The organism is Myroides odoratus, assembly GCF_001549985.1.
Lineage (GTDB): Bacteria > Bacteroidota > Bacteroidia > Flavobacteriales > Flavobacteriaceae > Flavobacterium > Flavobacterium odoratum_A.
In genome coordinates this window covers 66,786-87,487 of the sequence record NZ_LROZ01000015.1, presented here as the reverse complement: position 1 = coordinate 87,487, position 20,702 = coordinate 66,786, and the positions used below count along the sequence as shown (strand labels likewise).

Below are 20,702 nucleotides of genomic sequence, written 5' to 3'. Positions count from 1 at the left end.
CCATCATCATTACATTGTTTCTACTAAAGCTAATCAATAATAATCAATTTCCAAATAAAAATATAATTTATATTAAAATTTAACAAATAAACAAAGCACACACAACAGATACAGCAATCCTTCCTCTTTAACAATTTAACATTTCATCGAGCAAAATCATTGATTTACAAAATCCAAAAACAAGACGCAACATTTTGTACATTTGTAGCTCAATTCTAACGAAACACAACATGAAACCCTCAAAATCAATAAAGATTAAAATCATATTCTTGTATATTTTTCTACTTGGAGCTGTTTTCTTTTCGGGTTTTTACATCTATAAAGAGGCTAAAAAATTTACTTTACCCGAAGAGCAAGTGGTAAAGGAAAACAATAAGATATTTCTTGTTAGTAGTACGCTAAACAACCTGTATTCTTCAGAGATCTACAGTCGAAATGCTATTGTAACAGGAAACAATAAAGACATCCAAAGTTACTATTCTCATTTAGATACCTTGGTCAATCAGATTGACCGAATCAAACTAACCACAACAGATCAAGCGATTCACCAAAAAATTGATTTAGTCCAAGACCTATTAAAGAAGAAAAAAGTCAGCTTCAACAACATCATCAAGGCGAGAAAAGAAATTAATGAAGACCGAGATTACAGTGAAGCCATTGATAAAATTTACGACATACGCGATGAAATCGAGCGCAAAATACAACCCATTGTCATCCAGTCCAAAGAAAAGGAAAAGCGCAGTGGTTGGGCTCGACTATTTAAAGGAGATCACACGGATACCATCACCAAAACCATCAATTATCCCAACGTTACAGATTCATTGATTACTGCCATGGAAACCATCATTCTCAAGGCACAGGAAAAAGTGAATCAACAACAAGCAACCTTATTAAAAGAGGAGCAAAAATTAGTGATAGAAAACAAGAACATTACAAATGAACTGCGTAAGATCTTAGAGAGTATCGAGCAAAACTTACTCACCCTTTCGTATCAGAATATCAATGAATCAAAGGCACGTATTAGTACGGCTTCTACCAATATTGCTTATATTGGAGGATCAGCCCTATTTGTGATTATCATTTTAGGATGGATTATTATCAAAGACATTAACCAAACACAAGAATATCGTCTAAAATTAGAGCAACTCAACAAAGAAAGAGAGGTATTATTGCGCAGTAAAACCATGTTATTTGCAACGGTTACCCATGATTTACAGACCCCGCTAGGGAGTTTAATTGGATTTTCTAATCTGCTAGAATCAACGGAATTAACGAGCAAACAAAGGCAGTACCTCAACAACATACAGAGTTCCACCCAGTATATTGCTAATCTAATCAATGATTTAACGGACTTCTCTAAGTTAGAAAACAATAAAATCAGTATTCAGGAAAAAGCATTCAATCCAAAAGAATTACTAGAAAGCATCTGTGCGCCTTTGGTTCCCAATGCGGATAACAAAAAAATCAAATTAAAATGGACGGTAGATCAGGCGCTAAACAATACGTTTATCTCTGACCCTTATCGCTTAAAGCAAATTGTAACTAACTTAATTACCAATGCCCTGAAATTCACGCAAAAAGGCGGTGTATTTGTGGAGGCCATTAAACTAGAGGACCAATTGCAGATTAAAGTGATTGATACAGGTATAGGCATTGAACAAAATCAAATTGAAAATATTTTCAAGGAATTTAGCCAAGCCAATGAAGGGATTGAAAAACGCTTTGGAGGTACAGGGTTAGGACTTAATATATCCAAGCGTATGATTGGTTTATTGGGAGGAGAAATAAAAGTAGAAAGCATCTTGGGTGAAGGTTCCATTTTTACTTTGACTTTACCTTTGGAAGAAGCAGATGTACAAATCAATGCCCATACAACCGTACACCAATACAAAGAACTCTTTACCGTATTGAATCAAAATACCATTCTCGTTGTGGATGACGATAAAATTCAGCTACAATTAATGGAAGAACTACTTTCCCCTCTCTTCAAGCACATTGAAATTCTCAATGATTCTTCTGAGATAGAAACTGTTTTAGCACAGAATACATATGATGTTATTCTAAGCGATATTCAAATGCCAAAAATGGATGGTTTTGAAATGATTCAACTCGTACGCGCCAATCCAAAATACCGTGAGACTCCCATCATTGCGCTATCTGGTAAACGCGACCTTACCTTGGAAGATTTTACCCATGCTGGATTTACCTCCGCGCATCAAAAACCTATTCAACTTCAGGAGCTATTGACCTTGATTACTCAACTCTTACATCCTAATCATACCATTGAATGGGATACGCCATCCAATACAGTTCTTTCAGATGAGAAACCAACTCATTTGTACGACATCAACCAAATTAAACAGTTCATCGGCGAAGATAGTGCTGCTTTGCGCAAATTTGTAGTCATTTTTGTTGATAGTACCCAAGAGAATATACTCGATTTAAACTACGCAAAAGATGATTTCGATTATGAAACCATCAGCAATATTGCACATAAGATGCTACCGATGTTCAAACAGCTACAAATCAATCATCTTGTCCCAGCATTAGAAAAATTAGAAGATAAAACCCTCGAGTTCCAAACCAAAGATGACTTAGCACAGTACATACAAGCGCTTTCTCAACAAATTCAAGAAGTTATTCAGGATTTACAAGAGCAATATTTAGGGTGAGATGGTGAGACGGTGTGATGGTGAGACGGTGTGATGGTGAGACGGTGAAATCGAAACGTAGTGAAAATCGAAACGAAGTGAAGATTCATCGAACACCAAAACCAATATAAAACTAGGTGAGATATATTCATCGAACACCAAAACAAATATAAAACTAGGTGAGATAGATGGTGAAATCGAAATGAAGTGAAGTGAAAATCGAAACACAGTGAAAATCGAAACACAGTGAAAATCGAAACACAGTGAAAATCGAAACACAGGGAAAATCGAAACACAGTGAAAATCGGAACACAGTGAAAATCGGAACACAGTGAAAATCGGAACGAAGTGAAAATCGGAACGAAGTGAAGATTCATCGAACACTAAAACCAATATAAAACTAGGTGAGATATATTCATCGAACACCAAAACAAATATAAAACTAGGTGAGATAAATGATGCGATGATGATCAACATAAAAAAAAGTCGATGGTTTTACCATCGACTTTTTTATTATTTTATACTAGGTACATCTACTAATTCATTTGTTTCTGCACTATAATCAATCGCGTCAAATTCAAATCCAAATAGATTAAAGAAGTCTCTTCTGTATCCTTCTAAATCTGAAATCTCATTGATATTGTCTGAGTTAATTTGTTCCCAAAGCTTAGCTACTTCTGCCTGAACATCTTCTCTCATTTCCCAGTCGTCTACTCTGATTCTTCCTTCTGCATCTAACGCTACTGGTTTATCCGCATATAGGCGATCGTCAAATAAGCGATACATCTGCTCAATACATCCTTCGTGAATATTTTTCTCTTTCATCACTTTGTACAATAAAGAAATATATAAAGGCACTACAGGAATTGCTGAACTTGATTGCGTTACTAATGCTTTATTCACAGACACATACGATACACCATGTAAATCTGCTAGTAAATTATTGATTGTAGGAACGGTTGCTTCTAAATCATTTTTAGCCATCCCGATTGTTCCATTTCTATAAATAGGGTAAGTCAACTCAGGTCCAATGTAAGAATACGCTACTGTTTTCACTCCATCTGCTAAAACACCTGCTGCTTTTAGGTCTTCCATCCAGAACTTCCAGTCTTCTCCTCCCATTACTGCGATTGTATTATCAATATCGCTTTGTTCTGTTACTGGATCAATAGTAATATTAGATACTACACCAGTATGAAAGTCAACCGTCTTATTCGAGAAAGGTTCGTTGATTGGCTTTAAAACAGAAGCATAAGCTACTCCCGTTTTAGGATGTGTACGTCTAGGTGAAGCTAAACTATATACCACTAAATCGACTTGACCTAAATCTTGTTTAATCAATTCGATTGTTTGTTTCTTAATCTCATCCGAGTATGCATCACCATTGATGCTTTTTGCATATAAACCTGCTTTAGCAGCTTCTTGTTCAAATGCTGCTGAATTATACCAACCTGCAGTTGCTGGACGGCCTTCTGTAGCTGACTTTTCGAAAAACACACCAATAGTAGCTGCGTCAGAACCAAAAGCTGTTGCTATACGTGATGCCAATCCAAAACCAGTAGAAGCACCAATTACAAGTACTTTTTTAGGTCCATTTGCTATTTTTCCTTTCGATTGAACATAGGCTATTTGTTGTTTAACATGCGCTGCACATCCTTCTGGATGAGACGTTAAGCAGATAAATCCACGAGTTCTAGGTTGTATAATCATTCTTTCTATTTTTTTACTTTACTACGCTTGTAAATTATTTTTCTATTATCAATTGAAATATTCAATGCTAATACAAATATAAACAACTCTTTTTATATGCAAATGAAATAGTGAGGAGAAATGAAGCTGGGTACTTGTGGAGGGTGTTTTTTTACCTTTTTTGTAAAGGTGTTATTGCTTTTTTGATTTTTGTAAAGATGAAAAACTGTTATTGCTTGGTGTTTTGTTGCTTTTATACTCCAGATCAAATTATCTTTAGTGCTACAAAAACACAAAGAAACAGGAAAAAAGCTAAAAATCAATCGTTTTATCGATTCTCAAGAATATTCGTAATATACTCTGAAGGTGAGACTCCTTCATATTTTTTAAACGCTCTAAAAAAAGAAGTACGAGAATTGAATCCACATTCATCTCCTAATTCAGAAACAGAAATATCAAAATTTCTTTTTTCAAGCAATTCCTTTGCATATTCAACGCGTAGTTTATTGACATAGGCATTAAAATTCATCCCATACATGGTAGAAAAGAACTGCGATAAATGGTGTTTAGCAATTTTACTTTCTCGTTCTAAATCATCCAACGTAAAGTTGAGTTTCAGGTATGACTTTTTATCTTGCAGTACTTGTTCCACTTTCACCTTATAAGCAAGTAAAACCTCCTCCGCTAATTTTGATTTTTCGTATTTCAACAACGCTTGATCATCAGCTGTGGGTTCTACTCCCACTTCGCCTTCTGATACAGGTACAACCTTCACGTATTTCAACCTCGCCATATAGTAATTAAAAATCACCACAGAAAAACACAATAAAGCGAGATACGTCACAGATAAATCGTAATACAAAACGTTATTATAAAAAACAACACCTAGGGAAACTAAGGCCATAAAGATCATGATCCACATCACGCGGAGAATCAATAAACGGATACTGTTATTCAGCATCAATTTATTAATCTTGAAATAACCTGTAAAAGCATATCCAACATATTGCAGTACTTCAACAGAATAAAGTACAATCAAATACAAATACGCTTCCTCATCATTAATTCCCACTTGTCTACTCAAAAAGACCCCATAAAAGGCGAGTAATATAATTGTTGGAATAAAATGTAAGATAAAAAAAGAATATCGTTGTGTATGCGCTGTTTGTTTCACTTCTTCTGAAAGCAAAACCAAACAACAATAAAATGTAGGTGCATACGCTGTATTTAACGGCAATCCTAAACTCAGAAATCGATAATCTGGCACAACCAACCTCAAACACAAGATGGTAACAATATGCAGAACAAAAAACAGCAAAAAAACATGAAGTATTTTTTGCGTTTTTGTCGTCGTCGTCAAAGTTCGATTGACAATAAATGAAATACTGCCAAAGATAATTGTTGCTGTTAATACAATTAAGTTGAAATAAAATTCCATACTAATAATACTAAGCTATTTGACTGCGATATACCGATGGTGTTTTTCCAACAAAAAGTTTGAAATATTTATTAAACGTTGATTTCGAACTAAAACCACATTCTTCTACAATGGCTTCAATGGTTAAATTATTGCGCTCTTGCAACAGTTCTTTTGCATGTAAGATTCTATATTGCGCAACCATATGATAAAAAGAAGAGTTCAATTGGTGATTAATCACAGTTGAAACTTCTTGTTTACTCAAGCCAACTGCATCCGCTAAATCTTCCAAAGAGAATGAATTAGCTAGGAATTCGTCACTTGTTTCGAAGAAATCAACAATGGTTCTTTCTTTATCCTCCACTACATAGCTATAGGATTGGATTTCTGCTTTATTTACCATAAAAGCAGGTACTTGATTTAGGATTGTTTTATTCGCTTCATTGATATTTACTAAACTCAATAAACTAAACAACAAAACTAAAACCGATAAACCTGTTTGAAAGAATACATATTCAACGCCAAAATCAGCATAGATATAAGTAACTAAAAAGAAAATTGTTTTAGCGATTAAACACGCAATCAAATAATTGCAGAAAAAACCGATAAACCCTAAAATACTCTGATTTGCTGAAGAAGGTTTGATGGTTTTTACTTCCTTATATATCAACATCAAATACGTTAATACATAAGCAAAAATTAGCGATCCGATGTATTGAAACGGAAATAAACTCGGCAATAAAATCACGAGAATAACCACGCTAACATGTAGCACAAATTCACTGGCTGACGGTTCTACATGACTTGCCGTTTTTCTAGTAAAGAAATACAATAGCGGAATAGCTAAATGAATAAAGTTTAGATTTACACCTAAGCAAATCACAACGAGCTGAATAAGAGATATCGCTAAAATACTTTTAACAATGCTCTCGAAGTTAAAATGGCCTCTTAAAAAACCATCGAATGTTTTAATTAGTTTCATAATGTTAGTGGTGATGATGTATTAATATTAATACCTCTACCCTCACATATTGCGTCGTGACAATACTGCATAGCAATATAGGCACGATTCTCTATTAAGTGGGGACTTAAGATAATAGATGTTCGCCTATTACTACTTTTTTCACTTTCGTTTAAAGCGTGACAAAATTATTATTTATTTTTTAGATTAACATATATTTTAACATTACAAAATGAGATTTACACAATATGCACTTATTCGCATTTTACCTTTTATAATAATTAATTTCTCAAGACAAAACACTCAAAGTCATTAAATAATTTCATCAAATAATTCATATTATCATATTAATTTATATCCATTTAATACAATAAATACAACCATTAACGCGATTAACTGTATATTTCCTTCTAGCTATGCTCTTCCTTCTTTCTTTTTTTTATTCTTTCATCTAGAAAAAAAGCTAGCATAGTAAGATCTAATTTGAAAATCTCATTTCGTACACTTATAAGACTACAAAGTGTAGAAAAAGTCACATAATTATTTATTTTTACACACAAAAACACAAAAAACAATAATAAATAATTCAAAATTAAACACAATAAACAATTAATACATCAATATTACTCACAAAATAAAAAACAAAACAAATAAAAAAAGTTAAAAATAATGAAGTATAATTAATTTTAATTTTATTTTATTTACCGTCTATTTAGCGATTTTTATAACTTAAAAAAGTATTCTAATTCTTAATATTCACGTTACGAGAACATTATTCATTCTTTTGATTCTAACTAGATTCCAATTTCCACTGGCTTACCCTCTTATTTTCTGATTTACTCCATATTCCTATTGTATTTGCTCATTTCTTTTCGATATAATTCTATCCCCTTGCACAAGGGGATAAATTTCTTCCGTCTACTACAATAAAAAATGCCCCCAAGATACTTAGTATCTTGGGGGCATTTTAGGTGTATTTTTATAATGCTTCTTCTACAGGAGGTGTCTCAGTAGCTTCTTCTATGCTCGCTACATTCAACGGGTCATAACTTTTAACTTCCCATTTGGGATCCGTCAAATCAATATAGAAATAATTGATGTTGTCGTTCTTGTCAAAAGCACCATTTTTATTAATGTCTTCAATTGTTCTAAAATACAATCTATTTTGTACATCAATGACAGTCCAGTCGAGTAATTCTTGTAAATAAGGGCTTAGCTTCTTAAACTCTCTCCCACTACTTTTACTGATATACAAGGTTTTAATATCATTGGAATCAATTTTACCATCGCGATTAGTATCTGCATCAAAAACATTATAGACCAAGATATTTTTTTTCAATTTCTCTGCAATGGTATTTAAATACACCACAGATTGAATTTGGATTTTCTTGTTTGTCAAGGGTCTAATCTCCAAAGAGTCTTTGTGCTGAAACATCAGGTTTTCTAAATACCCTGTAATTTCAAACGGAACATAGTTGGAAACAGTATACGAAAATTGATTTACCTTACTCGTGCCGTATTTACTTGGACTAGCATATACCCTTACTTCTCCAACGGGGTGAATTAAATAGGATGAACTACCGACAACCAAAGGTAAATCAGCAATTCTGATATCTTCTGTTTTTTCTTTAACTGCTTCTTGTTGTTCTGGTGTTTCTACCTCATCTTTATAGATTACTTTTGGCTTTTCCTCTTGTCCTTTACAAGAAAAAAACAACACAGCGGAAAAAACACTTACTATTAAACCTACTTTTGTTTTCATTCTTTTCACTATTGATGATTCAAAGATACGTTTTTTACAAATGCTCTGCGAAAAAATTAAAACGTTAGAGCGACTTTAATATTGAATGTTCTATTGGTCATATAATTTGGTATTGCATACTCTTTATTGCTACTGAGATCTCTAATCCAGGTATTGGTAATTGCATTGTCAAAATTGAAAACGTTATACACCTCTATTCCCACTTGTAAATGGTCAATTCCCTGCAGCCAACTACTATCTTGTCCAATGGTTTTATCTTTGAACACATAGTTAAATCCGATATCTGCTCGTTTGTAATCGCGCAATCTACCTTGATATAAATAAGGATCAACATAGGCTGGTGAACCTCCTGGTAACCCTGTATTGTAAACTGCATTCAGGTACAATCTCAGATTGGGAATAGAAGGAACATAATCTTGGAACAACAACCCAAACTTCAATCGTTGATCGGTTGGTCTTGCGATATATCCTTTTCCTTGGTAATTTTCTTCTGTTTTCATATAACCAAAACTCACCCAAGATTCCGTACCATTAATAAATTCACCATACAAACGCACATCTGCACCATATACATACGCTTTAGCCTCGTTATTGGCTACGTAGCGCATACGTACATTGTCTAACGTATAAATATTAGCATCTTGTATATTTTTATAATACACTTCTGATTGCATGCGGAAATTTCTTTCCCACAGTTTGAATTGATAATTATGTCCTACAACAACAACCCAAGCTTTTTGCGCTTTTAAATCTGGGTTTAATTCTCCATCAAACCCTCTATATTCTCGATAAGATGGGGGTTGCTGGTATAATCCCATAGCTAGTGTAAACAACATCTCTTTTTCCCAGTTACTAGGTTCAAAAGCGATTTGCGCTCTTGGGCTCACTACTATTTTTCCTTTATCACTTTCAGACATCTTCCACCACTGCATACGAGCACCCGCATTAAAGGTAATTTTTGCTTGATCTGTATATATCGCTTTATTCCATTCTCCATACACCATAAATCGATTGATATCTACGTTGTGTTGTGTATGTAGCGTTGAATACGGATGTAGAGTAGGCAGAATATACCCCAAAGAATCCATCAATTCCCATTCTGACAAGCGATCTTTGATATTTTCTCTGGTATATTTCACTCCCCACTGTAGCGAAGCATCAGCATCTTGTAACAAATGTTTCCCTTTTACTTCCATACTCACCGCCAATGCATCATAGTTATTTCGAGCATGAGAAAGCTGAGAAGCGACTCCTTTCCTGATTGGGGCAGGCCGTTCAATATCTGATCCAAAAAGAGGATCCGAATCTGCCTCTTGTTGATCAACTAGTAAATAAGAAGCCTCTATATCATAATATTCTTTTTCTTGGGTGTGATAAGCTGAAATAATTGCCTCTATTTTATTGCTAGTATTCCAAGCGTAGGTGGACGTAAAGGCCCCAAATAATGAACTGTATTTATCTTCTTCTTTTCCATCGTACAACACCGTTACATTAGACACCTGGTTATAAGCTCCAAAAGACACATCTGCTCGATTTGGCTCATATTTATAGTGATTTCCTGTAATATTCCCTAAAAAACTAAAATTCCATTGGTCATCCAATTTATAATTTACAAGGGTTTGTGCATCCATAAAAGAAGGTCGATAATATCCATCATCATCTTTTCGATTCATCAACAAGCGATTGTTGTGATAACGCATGCCTAGCATAGCAGTTAACGCCTTGTCTTTAGAAACTAAATCCACTGTAGCCCCTGCACCTAAAAAACTTGCTTGCAAATACGCTTTATTCGCTGTAGGCTTGCGATAGGTAATATCCAAAACGGAGGACATCTTATCGCCATATCTCGCTTTAAATCCACCAGCTGAAAACGAAATATCTTCTACCATGGTCGGATTGATAAAGCTCAATCCTTCTTGTTTACCAGAACGCACTAAAAAAGGACGATACATCTCTACGCCATTCACGTAAATTAGATTCTCATCAAAACTCCCCCCTCGCACCGTATACTGACTACTTAATTCATTATTGGAATTCACTCCTGACAAGGTGGTTAATACCGTTTCTAACCGGTTACTGGTAGCTACAGCAGGGGTAATATCCGACAGATTTACACTGGAGAGATCTCGTTCAAAACCTCCTTTAGGTGTTACAATCGTAATATTATCCAACACTTGCTTTTGTTCTTTTGCCTCTTCTTTCAGTACTTGAATTGTTTTTTCACTTCTTTCATTGGATGGTGCAATACAATCAAATACAACCGAACTTACTTTCTTATTGGTAAAATCTATTTGTTTTCCTTGTTGACATTGTAGTGAACTTGGCAAATCCACATAGACCTCCTCTACTTGAGGAAACTCCAAATGAAATTTTCCTTTTTCATCTGTGATTGCCATTCCTAACACAGCGTGTTCGTCTACGTGTTTACCATGGTAAACCGTAATCATTATATTGGGAATCCCCTTCTTATTGTTGCTATCCACAACCTTGCCTTTCAACACAACAAATTCTTGAGCATATAGGCATACGCTTACTAAAAAAACAAGTATTGTAATTCCCAATCGCTGTATCATCTGCTATTTTCTAAAAAAATGTGTGGTATAAGTTGCTTCGTTATTCATGTTATCCGTCACTTTAATCACGACGTCATTGCGTCCAGAAGTCACAACGCCATCGCTGAATAAATGTACTATTTTTTTTGTTTTATAATCGTAATCCAACAAGATCCATTTTCCATTGATACTTCCTTCTATGGTATTAATCCCCGTATCCACATCTTGGATTAAGAAAGAAATCTCTTGGGCATTACTCAACCAATCCCCTTCTTTGAAACTCGGTTGATAAATCTTAGGTGGTGTAGTATCAATACCGTATGAATAATCTCCTAGTTTTTTGGTATAAATAGTCCACAACTTGCCTTTTTTATGTGTCTTCACATAAGATTTACTTCCATTAGGACCAAGTTGAGCTAAATAAGCTTTTTCCAATTCTGCATCAGTCAATCCAAAATTACTCATATCAACGGTCAATGTCATATTTTTAAAGCCCGCCACAACATCTCTGTGCAAGGTGACTACTTTATCTTTAGCATTAAAGACAAATTTAAAATCCTGGTAAAATGTATTGGCTGGAATGCTTACACTTGCGAAATCTTTTTGAAAAATGAATTCTTTCGTCGAAATAATATCATAGCGATCCCCTTCCGTTACATCCATACTATCCACACGAGCTACAAAATCATCCGCATAGGTAACTGGAATTTCAATAGTTGTTTGATTGCCGTGATAATCAGAAGCTACTATTTTATAGGTGTAACTCTCCCCTGGTTTTACAGTTAAAACACCTTGATTTCCTTTGTCTACTTTTAATATAGATAAAGGATAAGGAATTTCAACAAACATTTTTTGTACCTTGGCTTTGGTTCGTTTTACCCGCCCATAATCCAATAGAGCATGAACAAATCCAGTTTCACTAAACGTAAATGTATCAAACTGATAGCTGAAACTCGGTGTACCGTTAATGAAAGTTTCCAGCTTATAAACGCCATTCTTATTTGAATTATTATTAGCGGTATCATGCATATCAATACCAAAACTAATTTTCCCTTTGGCTGTAATAGGATCTGCCATCAGCATTCCATTTCGCATTTTATACGACAGTTGAATTGGGCTAATATTCTTATTAATAACTGCATCCAACGAAATAGGATACGCGTAAATGGAATTCACTGTTGGAGCTTCGGTATCGATGAGCATCTCTTTCATTCCCTTACTCAAAGGATTGATGATGGCTTGGGTACTCGTATCGCGAAATTCATAGTGTAAATGAGGCCCACCAGAACCACCGGTATTCCCTGTATAGGCAATAATATCTCCTTTTTTTACTGGAATTTCATTGCGTTTTGGAAAGATTTCTATTTCGAACACCCGTTGTTTATAATGAGTATCAAATACACGCTTGGCAATTGCACCTTCATAACCGTTTAAATGACCATACACTGTTGTTATTCCATTAGGATGATCAATATACAGGGCTTTTCCATATCCCCAGGTTGAGACTTTAATTCGAGAAACATATCCATCCGCAGGGGCATAAATGGGCAATCCAATGCGCTGTTGCGTTTTAATATCCAATCCAGAATGAAAATGACTTCCTCTTAATTCTCCAAAATTACCAGAAGCATTAATGGGAATATTTAAGGGATTAGCAAATTCTATTGATTGAGATTGTCCAAAAGCAAACAAGGCAGAGCAAACGAAAAAACCAGTTAAACTCTTTTTCATATTTTATAATTTATTGCTAAAATAAAGAATAATCTAAAATTGGCGAACCCTTTTCTACAAATAATAGTCTTGAGGTATACAAGCTGTAAAATAGTCCTTTCTATTTTGTACAAAACTCCAATTATTTCGACATTTTGTACCCCATCTTTTTTTCACCGTCTCATTTCACCTTTAATTGCCACTGAAAACAAGAGAATATTTGGCTCGAATCTCGGTTGAGTTTAGCTTGAATTTCGTTCACAAAATGGTCTTTTTCTCAAAGCTGTATAACAGGCGATTGAAAGAAGAAGAGATAGAGCAAAATACCCCAATCAGGAGGAGAAAAAAGAGGCATTTTGTATTTTAAACGTAAACCTTATGACTATATCATAAATTAAAGTTGTGATTCTTACTAATTTCCATTCAAAAAACAGATAATGCTTTCATTAGTTAGTTATTAAACAATTTCCTATCCATTCACTCGAACTTTTCACAGAAAATATTTTAAAATCTAAATACTAATTGTAACTTTGTAAAAGAATAGTGAATATATTTTGTGACATGAGTGAACTAACGGACATAATTAATGCATTGGAAGTAAAGTTTGCGAAACTTGTACAACGATTAGATCAATTGGAAGCGGAGAACAATAAGCTTAAAGAACATTTAATTGAGGCACAACAAGAAATTCAGCAAAATGAGCATCAATTAGATGATATTTATAAAAAATATGAATCTCTGCAATTAGCCAATTCACTATTGGGCAGTGACGAAGGAAGAAAAGATACGAAACTCAAGATAAATTCATTGATAAGAGAGATTGACAATTGTATCGCTCAACTCAGTAAATAAAGCTAGCTATGAGTCAAAATGAACAACTAAAAATCAAGATATCGATAGCTGATCGCGTATATCCGTTAACGGTAACGTATGCACAAGAAGAGGCATTGCGTTCAGCATCAAAAAAGATTGATATCATGATTAATCAGTTTGAGGAGAGCTATGCGGTAAGAGATAAGCAAGATGTTCTGGCGATGTGTGCTTTACAATTAGCTTCACAGACAGAACAGAAGACGATTGACAAGTCTGAGAATTACAACAAAGCCGTTGATCGCTTGGTTCGATTAGATGAAGCTTTAGATCGTATTCTTTCTAAATAACACGTTCTTATTTAAAGGAAAAACTAAAAAAGATACTGCTCACATTAGTAAACCGTTTTGATAAACTCAACACTAACAAATTAAAATGGGTGAATCATTGCTACTAAAGCATGCTGCATTTATGCAGATCCTTGAACAGCAAGCTAACCCAAAACTTGTTTAAATCAGAGTTTATGCAACTCTACTGATGTGGGCTTTTTTTATATAATTATAACACACATATGGATATACTATTTATTGTTGGAGGAGTTTTGGTAGGTGGAAGCATAGGTTTTGCTATCGCAAAATACCTAGAAAAAAACCATGCTTCATCTGTTTTACAAAACGCTAATAATGAAGCTAAGACAATTATACGCGATGCAAAAACAGAAGGAGAATCTATTAAAAAGGAGAAAATTCTTCAGGCAAAAGAAAAATTTATTGAGCTAAAAGCAGAGCATGAGCAAGTTATTTTAGCACGCGATAAGAAGATGGCTGAGGCAGAAAAGAGAACAAGAGATAAAGAATCTCAGATTTCTAATGAACTATCAAAAGCGAAGAAAGCAGCAGAAGAAAGCGAAAAAATCATTAAAGATTACGACGTTAAGCTTGAACATATAGAGAAAAAACAAGAAGAAGTTGAACGCTTACACCGTACACAGGTTGAGCAATTAGAAATTATCTCTGGTTTAACAGCTGAAGAAGCGAAGAATCAAATCATTGAAAGCTTAAAAACAGAAGCAAAAGCAGACGCTATGTCGTATATTCAAGATACGATTGAAGAAGCGAAATTAACGGCACAACAAGAAGCGAAAAAGATTATTATCAATACGATTCAACGTGTAGGTACAGAAGAAGCAGTAGAAAACTGTGTATCGGTATTCAATATTGAATCAGATGATGTAAAAGGTAGAATTATTGGTCGTGAAGGGCGAAACATTAGAGCGATTGAAGCAGCTACTGGGGTTGAAATTATTGTAGATGATACACCAGAAGCGATTATCCTTTCTTGTTTTGATCCAGTAAGACGTGAAATTGCGAGATTATCGCTACACCGTTTAGTAACAGACGGACGTATTCACCCTGCTCGTATTGAAGAAGTTGTAGCAAAAACAACCAAACAAATTGAGGAGGAAATCATTGAAATTGGAAAAAGAACGGTGATCGATTTAGGAATTCACGGGTTACACCCAGAATTGATTAAAATCGTTGGACGTATGAAATATAGATCGTCTTACGGTCAAAACTTATTACAACACTCTCGTGAAGTTGCTAAATTATGTGGTTTAATGGCTGCTGAATTAGGATTGAACGTAAAACTAGCAAAACGTGCAGGATTACTTCACGATATTGGTAAAGTACCGGAAACAGAGAGCGAATTACCACACGCAATCTTGGGGATGCAATGGGCTGAGAAATTTGGTGAGAAACCAGAAGTTTGTAATGCCATTGGAGCACACCACGATGAAATTGAAATGACGACTTTAATTGCGCCAATCATTCAAGTTTGTGATGCTATCTCTGGAGCAAGACCTGGAGCAAGAAGACAAGTATTGGATTCTTATATTCAACGTTTAAAAGACTTAGAAGGTATTGCAAATGAGTTTGGAGGAGTGAAAAATTCTTACGCTATTCAAGCAGGTAGAGAATTACGTGTAATTGTGGAGAGTGAAAAAGTATCAGATGAAATGGCAGCAACCTTGTCTTTTGATATTTCACAAAAAATTCAAACCGAAATGACTTACCCTGGTCAAGTGAAGATTACCGTTATTAGAGAAACAAGAGCTATTAACATAGCGAAATAATACTAAAAAGGCGAAAGATAATCTTTCGCCTTTTTTATTTTGTTCCTTTGCTGTTTTGATTTTTGGAAAATATTCGATTATAAAAAAATTCTTCTCTTTTCTCATTTCCATTAACTTACTGCCTACTTCTAGGATGATAGGTATCCATCACCCCTTTTAGCTTCTCTCTACTAATATGCGTATAGATTTCCGTGGTTAGAATTGATTCATGCCCTAACATTAGCTGAATCATTCGAATATCCGCTCCATTTTCCAACAAATACGTTGCGAATGAATGTCTAAAACTATGCGGACTAACATTCTTTTGAATATTTGCTTCTTGAGCAGCTTGCTTGACAATGGTAAAGATCATAGCTCTCGTTAGTCTTGCTCCTCTTCGATTTAAGAATACAATATCTGTATCTTCTTTTTTGACCTGCATGTGGTTTCTAATCGTTTGCTTATACATCGTAATGAGTTGCATCGTATCTGGATCTATGGGGACAAAGCGATGTTTACTCCCCTTTCCTATTACACGAATAAAACCTTCCTCAAAAAACAAATCACTCAAGCGCAGGTTGACTAATTCGCTTACTCGTAATCCACAGCTATATAGTAACTCAAGCATCACCTTATTGCGATACCCTTCGTTTGTAGAAAGATCTAAGGTGGCCAACATAGCATCAATTTCCTCCATAGCCAAGACTTCGGGTAGTTTACGCCCCAGTTTGGGAATTTCTAAGAGATCCGTAGGGGCTTTTTCAATTTGTCCATCGACCAATAAAAAAGTAAAAAAACTCTTTAAGCCAGAGATAATACGCGCTTGTGAAGTAGGAGCTAAAACCGTAGACAATTGGTAGACAAACTCATTAATATGAGCTGGCATAACGTTTTTAGGCGCTACTTCTATTTCACTATGGCTCAAAAACTGAACAAATTTCATTAAATCCAACTCATAGCTTTCGATTGAATTTTCTGCTAGCCCCCGTTCTAATTTCAGGTAATGGATATAGGATTGTAGGGTATTTTGCCAGATTTTATTACTCATTTTCTCTTGATTCGTTTCATTCAAAGATAAAAAAAAGAGCTTCAAAACTGAAGCTCTTTCTTGTATTCTATTATTTACCGTTCTACGATTAGAATTTGTATACTAATCCAAATGTAGCGTTATCAAAGAAGTTATTGAAAACGTTTAAGTTAGCGTCTGTGTTAGAAATACTTCCTTCTTTAACTCCATCCACTTTTACATCATAATTGCTATAGCTAAATACATTACCTAAAGCAAAAGTAACAGCTAATTTCTCCGTAACGAAATAGTTGAATCCTAAATCAATTCCTGCAGCAATTCCTGTTTCTTTGTATTTAGCATCAGAAACTTTATTTTCTTGGTATCCTACTCCAACTTCAGCATACGTTTTGAAACGGTTCCCTAGTTCTAAGAAGTAGTAACGAGCAAATGCACCAGCGAATAATGTTGTTCCAGTAACGTCATCTGCTAACACATCAGATTCTAAAAACCCTTTTCCAAATCCTAAAGAAGCTCCAACAGCTACTTTATCAGATAAGAAGTATCCAATCTTAGGATTAAATTTATAATGTGTCATTTTTTGTTTGTCACCAGAGTCTGAATCTTTAACAACGCGGTCAGAAATTTGAAAACTACCTTCGATCATTACGTTTCCTTCTTGGAATCCAAATGTTGGTTTTTCTTTTTCTTGAGCGTTAGCTGTGAATCCAAATGCAGCAACAGCTGCTAACGATAGTACTAATTTTTTCATATTCATTAATTTTTTTCTATTAACTGAATACGAAATTAAGGCATCCTACCACAATAAGACGTTTATTTAATAAAAATATAACATTAAAGAAACCTTGTAAATTTAAAAAATTAACATGGTATTGTAAATCAATCAGTTATTCCATTACGACTAATAGTTAACATTTAGTTAATTTCAATGAATTTTACATTTTACAGCCGTTAAAAAAATTAAGAGCCTGAAAATGAGAGGAAACTAAATCACTCGCTTAACTAAATATTAGTCTTTCATTTGTTTAATCAACCTGAATATTAAATATCTTTGTTCTACTGTTCCACTAAATTGAAAGCATGAAAATTCTACTACTCAATGGCCCCAATCTAAATTTATTAGGTAAACGAGAGCCTACTATTTATGGAAACATGAGTTTTGAAACTTATTTTGAGCAATTACAGCGAGAGTTCCCCACGCTTGAATTGGATTATTTTCAATCCAATAGTGAGGGTGCATTGATTGACAAATTACACGAAGTTGGTTTTACTTATGCGGGTATTGTTTTTAATGCAGGCGCCTATACACATACATCTATTGCTTTAGGAGATGCTATTGCGTCCATTGATACTCCAGTAATTGAAGTACATATTTCCAATACACATGCGCGCGAAGATTTTCGTCATACGTCTAAATTAGCAGCACACTGTCGAGGAGTAATCCTTGGATTTGGTTTAAAAAGCTATGCCCTAGCCCTTCATGCTTTTCAGGATTAATGTATAAAAATATAATACAAATTGCTTTCTCTTCTATTGTCCTTTTAGTCTTTCTATTAGGCAATTGGTGTTATGGACAAACAATTACAGGAAGAATCATCAATGAACAACAGCTGCCACTTGCGCAATGTTTGGTTTTTATTCCTGGAACCGTTCATCAAACCCGTACAGATGAGGCTGGCTTTTTCACCATTAACTGGGATTCTAAAAAACCTATTTTCATCCAAAAAGAAGGCTATGAAAACGAGCGAATCAAATATAAAAAACAAACGGATTCTTTGGTTATTCCACTTACTCCACTAGACAAAAACAATATTTTATATACGGATCAGCAGGATGTATATGCTGCTTATTTGCTTTCATTGGTTTATGAACATTTCAAAGAACGAACCAACAACTATCAAGTAGCATACTACGCTAAAGGCGATTTACAGCTGAATACACAGCGTTCCTCTTACTTAGGTCAAAAACGCAAGGATTTGGATCCAGCCTTGGATATTGATAGCGATCAATCGGGTAATTTCATTTACCTCAGCGAACTTCATTCTGACTTGGATTATCGCAATAAAATCATCAGCAAGGAAACGGTGCATGCACTTCAAGAAAGAGGAAATGCAAAAGATCTTTTATTCTTAACGGGAACGGATAACGATTTTAATATTTTCAGTTCAGAAACTTCCAAGCGAATCAATGTTGTTTCTCCCTTACTTCCCTACGCTAATACGTATTATTTCTTTGATATTATTTCGGAAGAGCAAGTTGGTGACGATACTATTTATCGCGTGTACTTTACGCCCAAACGCGATCGAGAGCCTATTATGGAGGGATATATTGAATTCACAAGCAAAAACTGGCAGGTTTTATCGTTCTATGCAAAAATGCAAGGCAATAATGTCAATGCAAAAAATATCAACAACTTACAGATTAAGCAAACCTATACCTACTCTCCTACCTTAAATGCCTATGTGAAAGCTGCTCAAACCTTAGTTTTTGATGGTCGATTTATTGTTTTCGATTTCATTGGTAAATTTGAGAGTAGTTTTACAAATTATACAGAAAAGCCTGCTCATTTAATGGAAAATAAGACCAATGAGTACTTGACTTTTACTGCCAATTACAATAGCAATGCAGAAGATAAGTTAGCTGCTATTCGCCCGTTTCATTTACTTGAAAGTGAAAAGAAATACTTTGATCAGAAGTCCATTTTCTTAACGGATAACACCAAAGTTATTTTAGATTCTATTGACAAGCGAACGAACAACTTTACTATTTTTAAATTAATTAAAGGCTACAAATACGTCAACTCGTATAAAAACAGCACCTATAGTTACCACGGTTTACTTTCAACCTTTGCTTTTAATGCTGTACAAGGATTTAATATCACTTCAGGGATTGATTATACTAAATTGCGTGCTGATAATGCTGCAACGTCTTATGGTGTTAATGTCAGCTATGGTTTTAGTGAGGATAAGTTCCGTTTTTCTGGTTATGCTTCTCATGTTTTCAATCAACAGGATTACCGTACCCTTCGATTAGAAGCTGGTGAAGCGATTGAGCAATTTAATCAGGATGATCCGATTAAAAAGCCCATTAACTCTTTTGCTTCCGCTTGGTTTGGAAAAAACTATGCGAAATATTTTCAAAAGAAATTCATTGCAGTGAATTACAGCCAGTATGTATGGACTAAGTTTAAAGTTGATGGTCGATTAGAGTATGCATACAGGGATAATTTATACAACAACATTCAAAATCCTCCCTTTGTACCAACGTTAGATTTTACATCCAACAACCCCTTGAATCCTTCTGATTTTGACAGTCCAACCTTCAAACCGAATGGGGTTGCTAAACTTCATGTCAATGTACAAGTGGTATTTGATCAAAAGACTATTAGTTATCCCAATAAAAAACAATATATCCAACAATCGAAGTATCCGATTCTAGAGATTCACCTAGAAAAAGCATTGAATACAACAGATCGAAATTTCAGCTATACCTTCGGTTCTATCGCTACGAAATATCAGAATAATATAGGCAATATTGGGGAGTTATATACTGGAATCTCCTTGGGTCAATTCTTTGAACAAAATCAGATTCCTTTTACTGATTACAAGCATTTTAATGGGAATCAAACCTTCATTGGTTCAACGCCTATTTACAATAAACAATTCAACTTACTGCCCTATTATTCCTATAGTACCAATAAGTCCTATGTTGAATTTCACCTCGAACACGATTTTCGCGGCTATATCCTGAATAAAATACCGCTTTTAAACAAAACGCGATATTCATTTATTGTTGGATTCCACTTACTTCAAACTCCGGATCAACCCACCTATAAGGAATTTAGTATTGGTTTGAATAACTTTGGTTTTAAGAAATTTAGACCTTTTCGAATTGATTATTTTACCTCCTTTTCTGATAGGAAAACAAATCACGGCATTGTCCTAGGAGTGAAGATTTTAGATTTAATTCAGAAGTAACTTTTTTAGGGAAAAGAAGAATAAAAAACATAA

14 protein-coding genes and 1 other RNA gene are annotated in these 20,702 nt (G+C 34.6%); 7 read left to right on the top strand and 8 right to left on the bottom strand.

The window, feature by feature from the left end:
- Positions 1-230: 230 nt before the first annotated feature.
- Positions 231-2,672, top strand: a complete 2,442-nt coding sequence (locus tag AWV75_RS14125) for an ATP-binding protein (RefSeq protein WP_060874985.1) — start codon at positions 231-233, stop codon at positions 2,670-2,672.
- Between the two features lie 492 nt (positions 2,673-3,164).
- Here AWV75_RS14125 and fabV read toward each other — a convergent pair whose 3' ends face one another.
- The 6 genes from fabV to AWV75_RS14095 form a co-directional block, all read right to left on the bottom strand.
- Entirely contained in the window at positions 3,165-4,361 is a 1,197-nt protein-coding gene (fabV, locus tag AWV75_RS14120; protein WP_060874984.1) for an enoyl-ACP reductase FabV, read from the bottom strand.
- Positions 4,362-4,668: 307 nt separating this feature from the next.
- The gene (locus AWV75_RS14115; RefSeq protein ID WP_060874983.1) at positions 4,669-5,778 is read right to left on the bottom strand and encodes a helix-turn-helix domain-containing protein; all 1,110 of its coding nucleotides are present in this window, start codon (positions 5,776-5,778) and stop codon (positions 4,669-4,671) included.
- A 10-nt stretch (positions 5,779-5,788) separates the two neighbouring features.
- Positions 5,789-6,739 carry a helix-turn-helix domain-containing protein gene (locus AWV75_RS14110; protein WP_060874982.1) on the bottom strand — a complete coding sequence of 317 codons (951 nt, stop codon included), beginning with the start codon at positions 6,737-6,739 and terminating at the stop codon, positions 5,789-5,791.
- A gap of 958 nt (positions 6,740-7,697) precedes the next feature.
- Positions 7,698-8,480, bottom strand: coding sequence for a hypothetical protein (locus AWV75_RS14105; protein WP_060874981.1), 783 nt, complete (start codon positions 8,478-8,480; stop codon positions 7,698-7,700).
- Between the two features lie 56 nt (positions 8,481-8,536).
- Positions 8,537-11,053, bottom strand: coding sequence for a TonB-dependent receptor plug domain-containing protein (locus tag AWV75_RS14100; protein WP_060874980.1), 2,517 nt, complete (start codon positions 11,051-11,053; stop codon positions 8,537-8,539).
- Between the two features lie 3 nt (positions 11,054-11,056).
- Positions 11,057-12,763 carry a M23 family metallopeptidase gene (locus tag AWV75_RS14095; RefSeq protein WP_060874979.1) on the bottom strand — a complete coding sequence of 569 codons (1,707 nt, stop codon included), beginning with the start codon at positions 12,761-12,763 and terminating at the stop codon, positions 11,057-11,059.
- 540 nt (positions 12,764-13,303) lie between these two features.
- On the opposite strand from AWV75_RS14095, the gene AWV75_RS14090 reads away from it, so the two are divergent.
- From AWV75_RS14090 to rny, 4 genes are all read left to right on the top strand, one after another.
- Positions 13,304-13,594, top strand: a complete 291-nt coding sequence (locus tag AWV75_RS14090) for a hypothetical protein (protein ID WP_060874978.1) — start codon at positions 13,304-13,306, stop codon at positions 13,592-13,594.
- 8 nt (positions 13,595-13,602) lie between these two features.
- The gene (locus AWV75_RS14085) at positions 13,603-13,902 is read left to right on the top strand and encodes a cell division protein ZapA (protein WP_002990886.1); all 300 of its coding nucleotides are present in this window, start codon (positions 13,603-13,605) and stop codon (positions 13,900-13,902) included.
- Between the two features lie 64 nt (positions 13,903-13,966).
- Positions 13,967-14,075, top strand: a non-coding RNA gene (gene ssrS, locus AWV75_RS14080) — 6S RNA.
- A 48-nt stretch (positions 14,076-14,123) separates the two neighbouring features.
- Positions 14,124-15,686 carry a ribonuclease Y gene (gene rny, locus AWV75_RS14075; protein ID WP_060874977.1) on the top strand — a complete coding sequence of 521 codons (1,563 nt, stop codon included), beginning with the start codon at positions 14,124-14,126 and terminating at the stop codon, positions 15,684-15,686.
- Positions 15,687-15,801: 115 nt separating this feature from the next.
- Here rny and xerD read toward each other — a convergent pair whose 3' ends face one another.
- On the bottom strand, positions 15,802-16,713 hold the full coding sequence (gene xerD / locus AWV75_RS14070) for a site-specific tyrosine recombinase XerD (protein WP_060874976.1): 912 nt from the start codon (positions 16,711-16,713) through the stop codon (positions 15,802-15,804).
- Positions 16,714-16,801: 88 nt separating this feature from the next.
- Positions 16,802-17,443, bottom strand: coding sequence for an outer membrane beta-barrel protein (locus tag AWV75_RS14065; RefSeq protein WP_060874996.1), 642 nt, complete (start codon positions 17,441-17,443; stop codon positions 16,802-16,804).
- 329 nt (positions 17,444-17,772) lie between these two features.
- Between AWV75_RS14065 and aroQ the strand changes: the two genes are divergently transcribed.
- Together aroQ and AWV75_RS14055 are read left to right on the top strand one after the other, a co-directional pair.
- Positions 17,773-18,189, top strand: a complete 417-nt coding sequence (gene aroQ / locus AWV75_RS14060; RefSeq protein ID WP_060874975.1) for a type II 3-dehydroquinate dehydratase — start codon at positions 17,773-17,775, stop codon at positions 18,187-18,189.
- Positions 18,189-20,669, top strand: a complete 2,481-nt coding sequence (locus AWV75_RS14055) for a DUF5686 family protein (RefSeq protein WP_060874974.1) — start codon at positions 18,189-18,191, stop codon at positions 20,667-20,669. Before aroQ ends, AWV75_RS14055 begins: the two co-directional genes overlap by 1 nt.
- Positions 20,670-20,702 lie beyond the last annotated feature (33 nt).

Excerpts from the sequence above, each read along its gene's own strand:
- AWV75_RS14125 (WP_060874985.1), top strand. The coding sequence starts at position 231 with ATGAAACCCTCAAAATCAATAAAGATTAAAATCATATTCTTGTATATT.
- fabV (WP_060874984.1), bottom strand. The coding sequence starts at position 4,361 with ATGATTATACAACCTAGAACTCGTGGATTTATCTGCTTAACGTCTCAT.
- AWV75_RS14115 (WP_060874983.1), bottom strand. The coding sequence starts at position 5,778 with ATGGAATTTTATTTCAACTTAATTGTATTAACAGCAACAATTATCTTT.
- AWV75_RS14110 (WP_060874982.1), bottom strand. The coding sequence starts at position 6,739 with ATGAAACTAATTAAAACATTCGATGGTTTTTTAAGAGGCCATTTTAAC.
- AWV75_RS14105 (WP_060874981.1), bottom strand. The coding sequence starts at position 8,480 with ATGAAAACAAAAGTAGGTTTAATAGTAAGTGTTTTTTCCGCTGTGTTG.
- AWV75_RS14100 (WP_060874980.1), bottom strand. The coding sequence starts at position 11,053 with ATGATACAGCGATTGGGAATTACAATACTTGTTTTTTTAGTAAGCGTA.
- AWV75_RS14095 (WP_060874979.1), bottom strand. The coding sequence starts at position 12,763 with ATGAAAAAGAGTTTAACTGGTTTTTTCGTTTGCTCTGCCTTGTTTGCT.
- AWV75_RS14090 (WP_060874978.1), top strand. The coding sequence starts at position 13,304 with ATGAGTGAACTAACGGACATAATTAATGCATTGGAAGTAAAGTTTGCG.
- AWV75_RS14085 (WP_002990886.1), top strand. The coding sequence starts at position 13,603 with ATGAGTCAAAATGAACAACTAAAAATCAAGATATCGATAGCTGATCGC.
- rny (WP_060874977.1), top strand. The coding sequence starts at position 14,124 with ATGGATATACTATTTATTGTTGGAGGAGTTTTGGTAGGTGGAAGCATA.
- xerD (WP_060874976.1), bottom strand. The coding sequence starts at position 16,713 with ATGAGTAATAAAATCTGGCAAAATACCCTACAATCCTATATCCATTAC.
- AWV75_RS14065 (WP_060874996.1), bottom strand. The coding sequence starts at position 17,443 with ATGAAAAAATTAGTACTATCGTTAGCAGCTGTTGCTGCATTTGGATTC.
- aroQ (WP_060874975.1), top strand. The coding sequence starts at position 17,773 with ATGAAAATTCTACTACTCAATGGCCCCAATCTAAATTTATTAGGTAAA.
- AWV75_RS14055 (WP_060874974.1), top strand. The coding sequence starts at position 18,189 with ATGTATAAAAATATAATACAAATTGCTTTCTCTTCTATTGTCCTTTTA.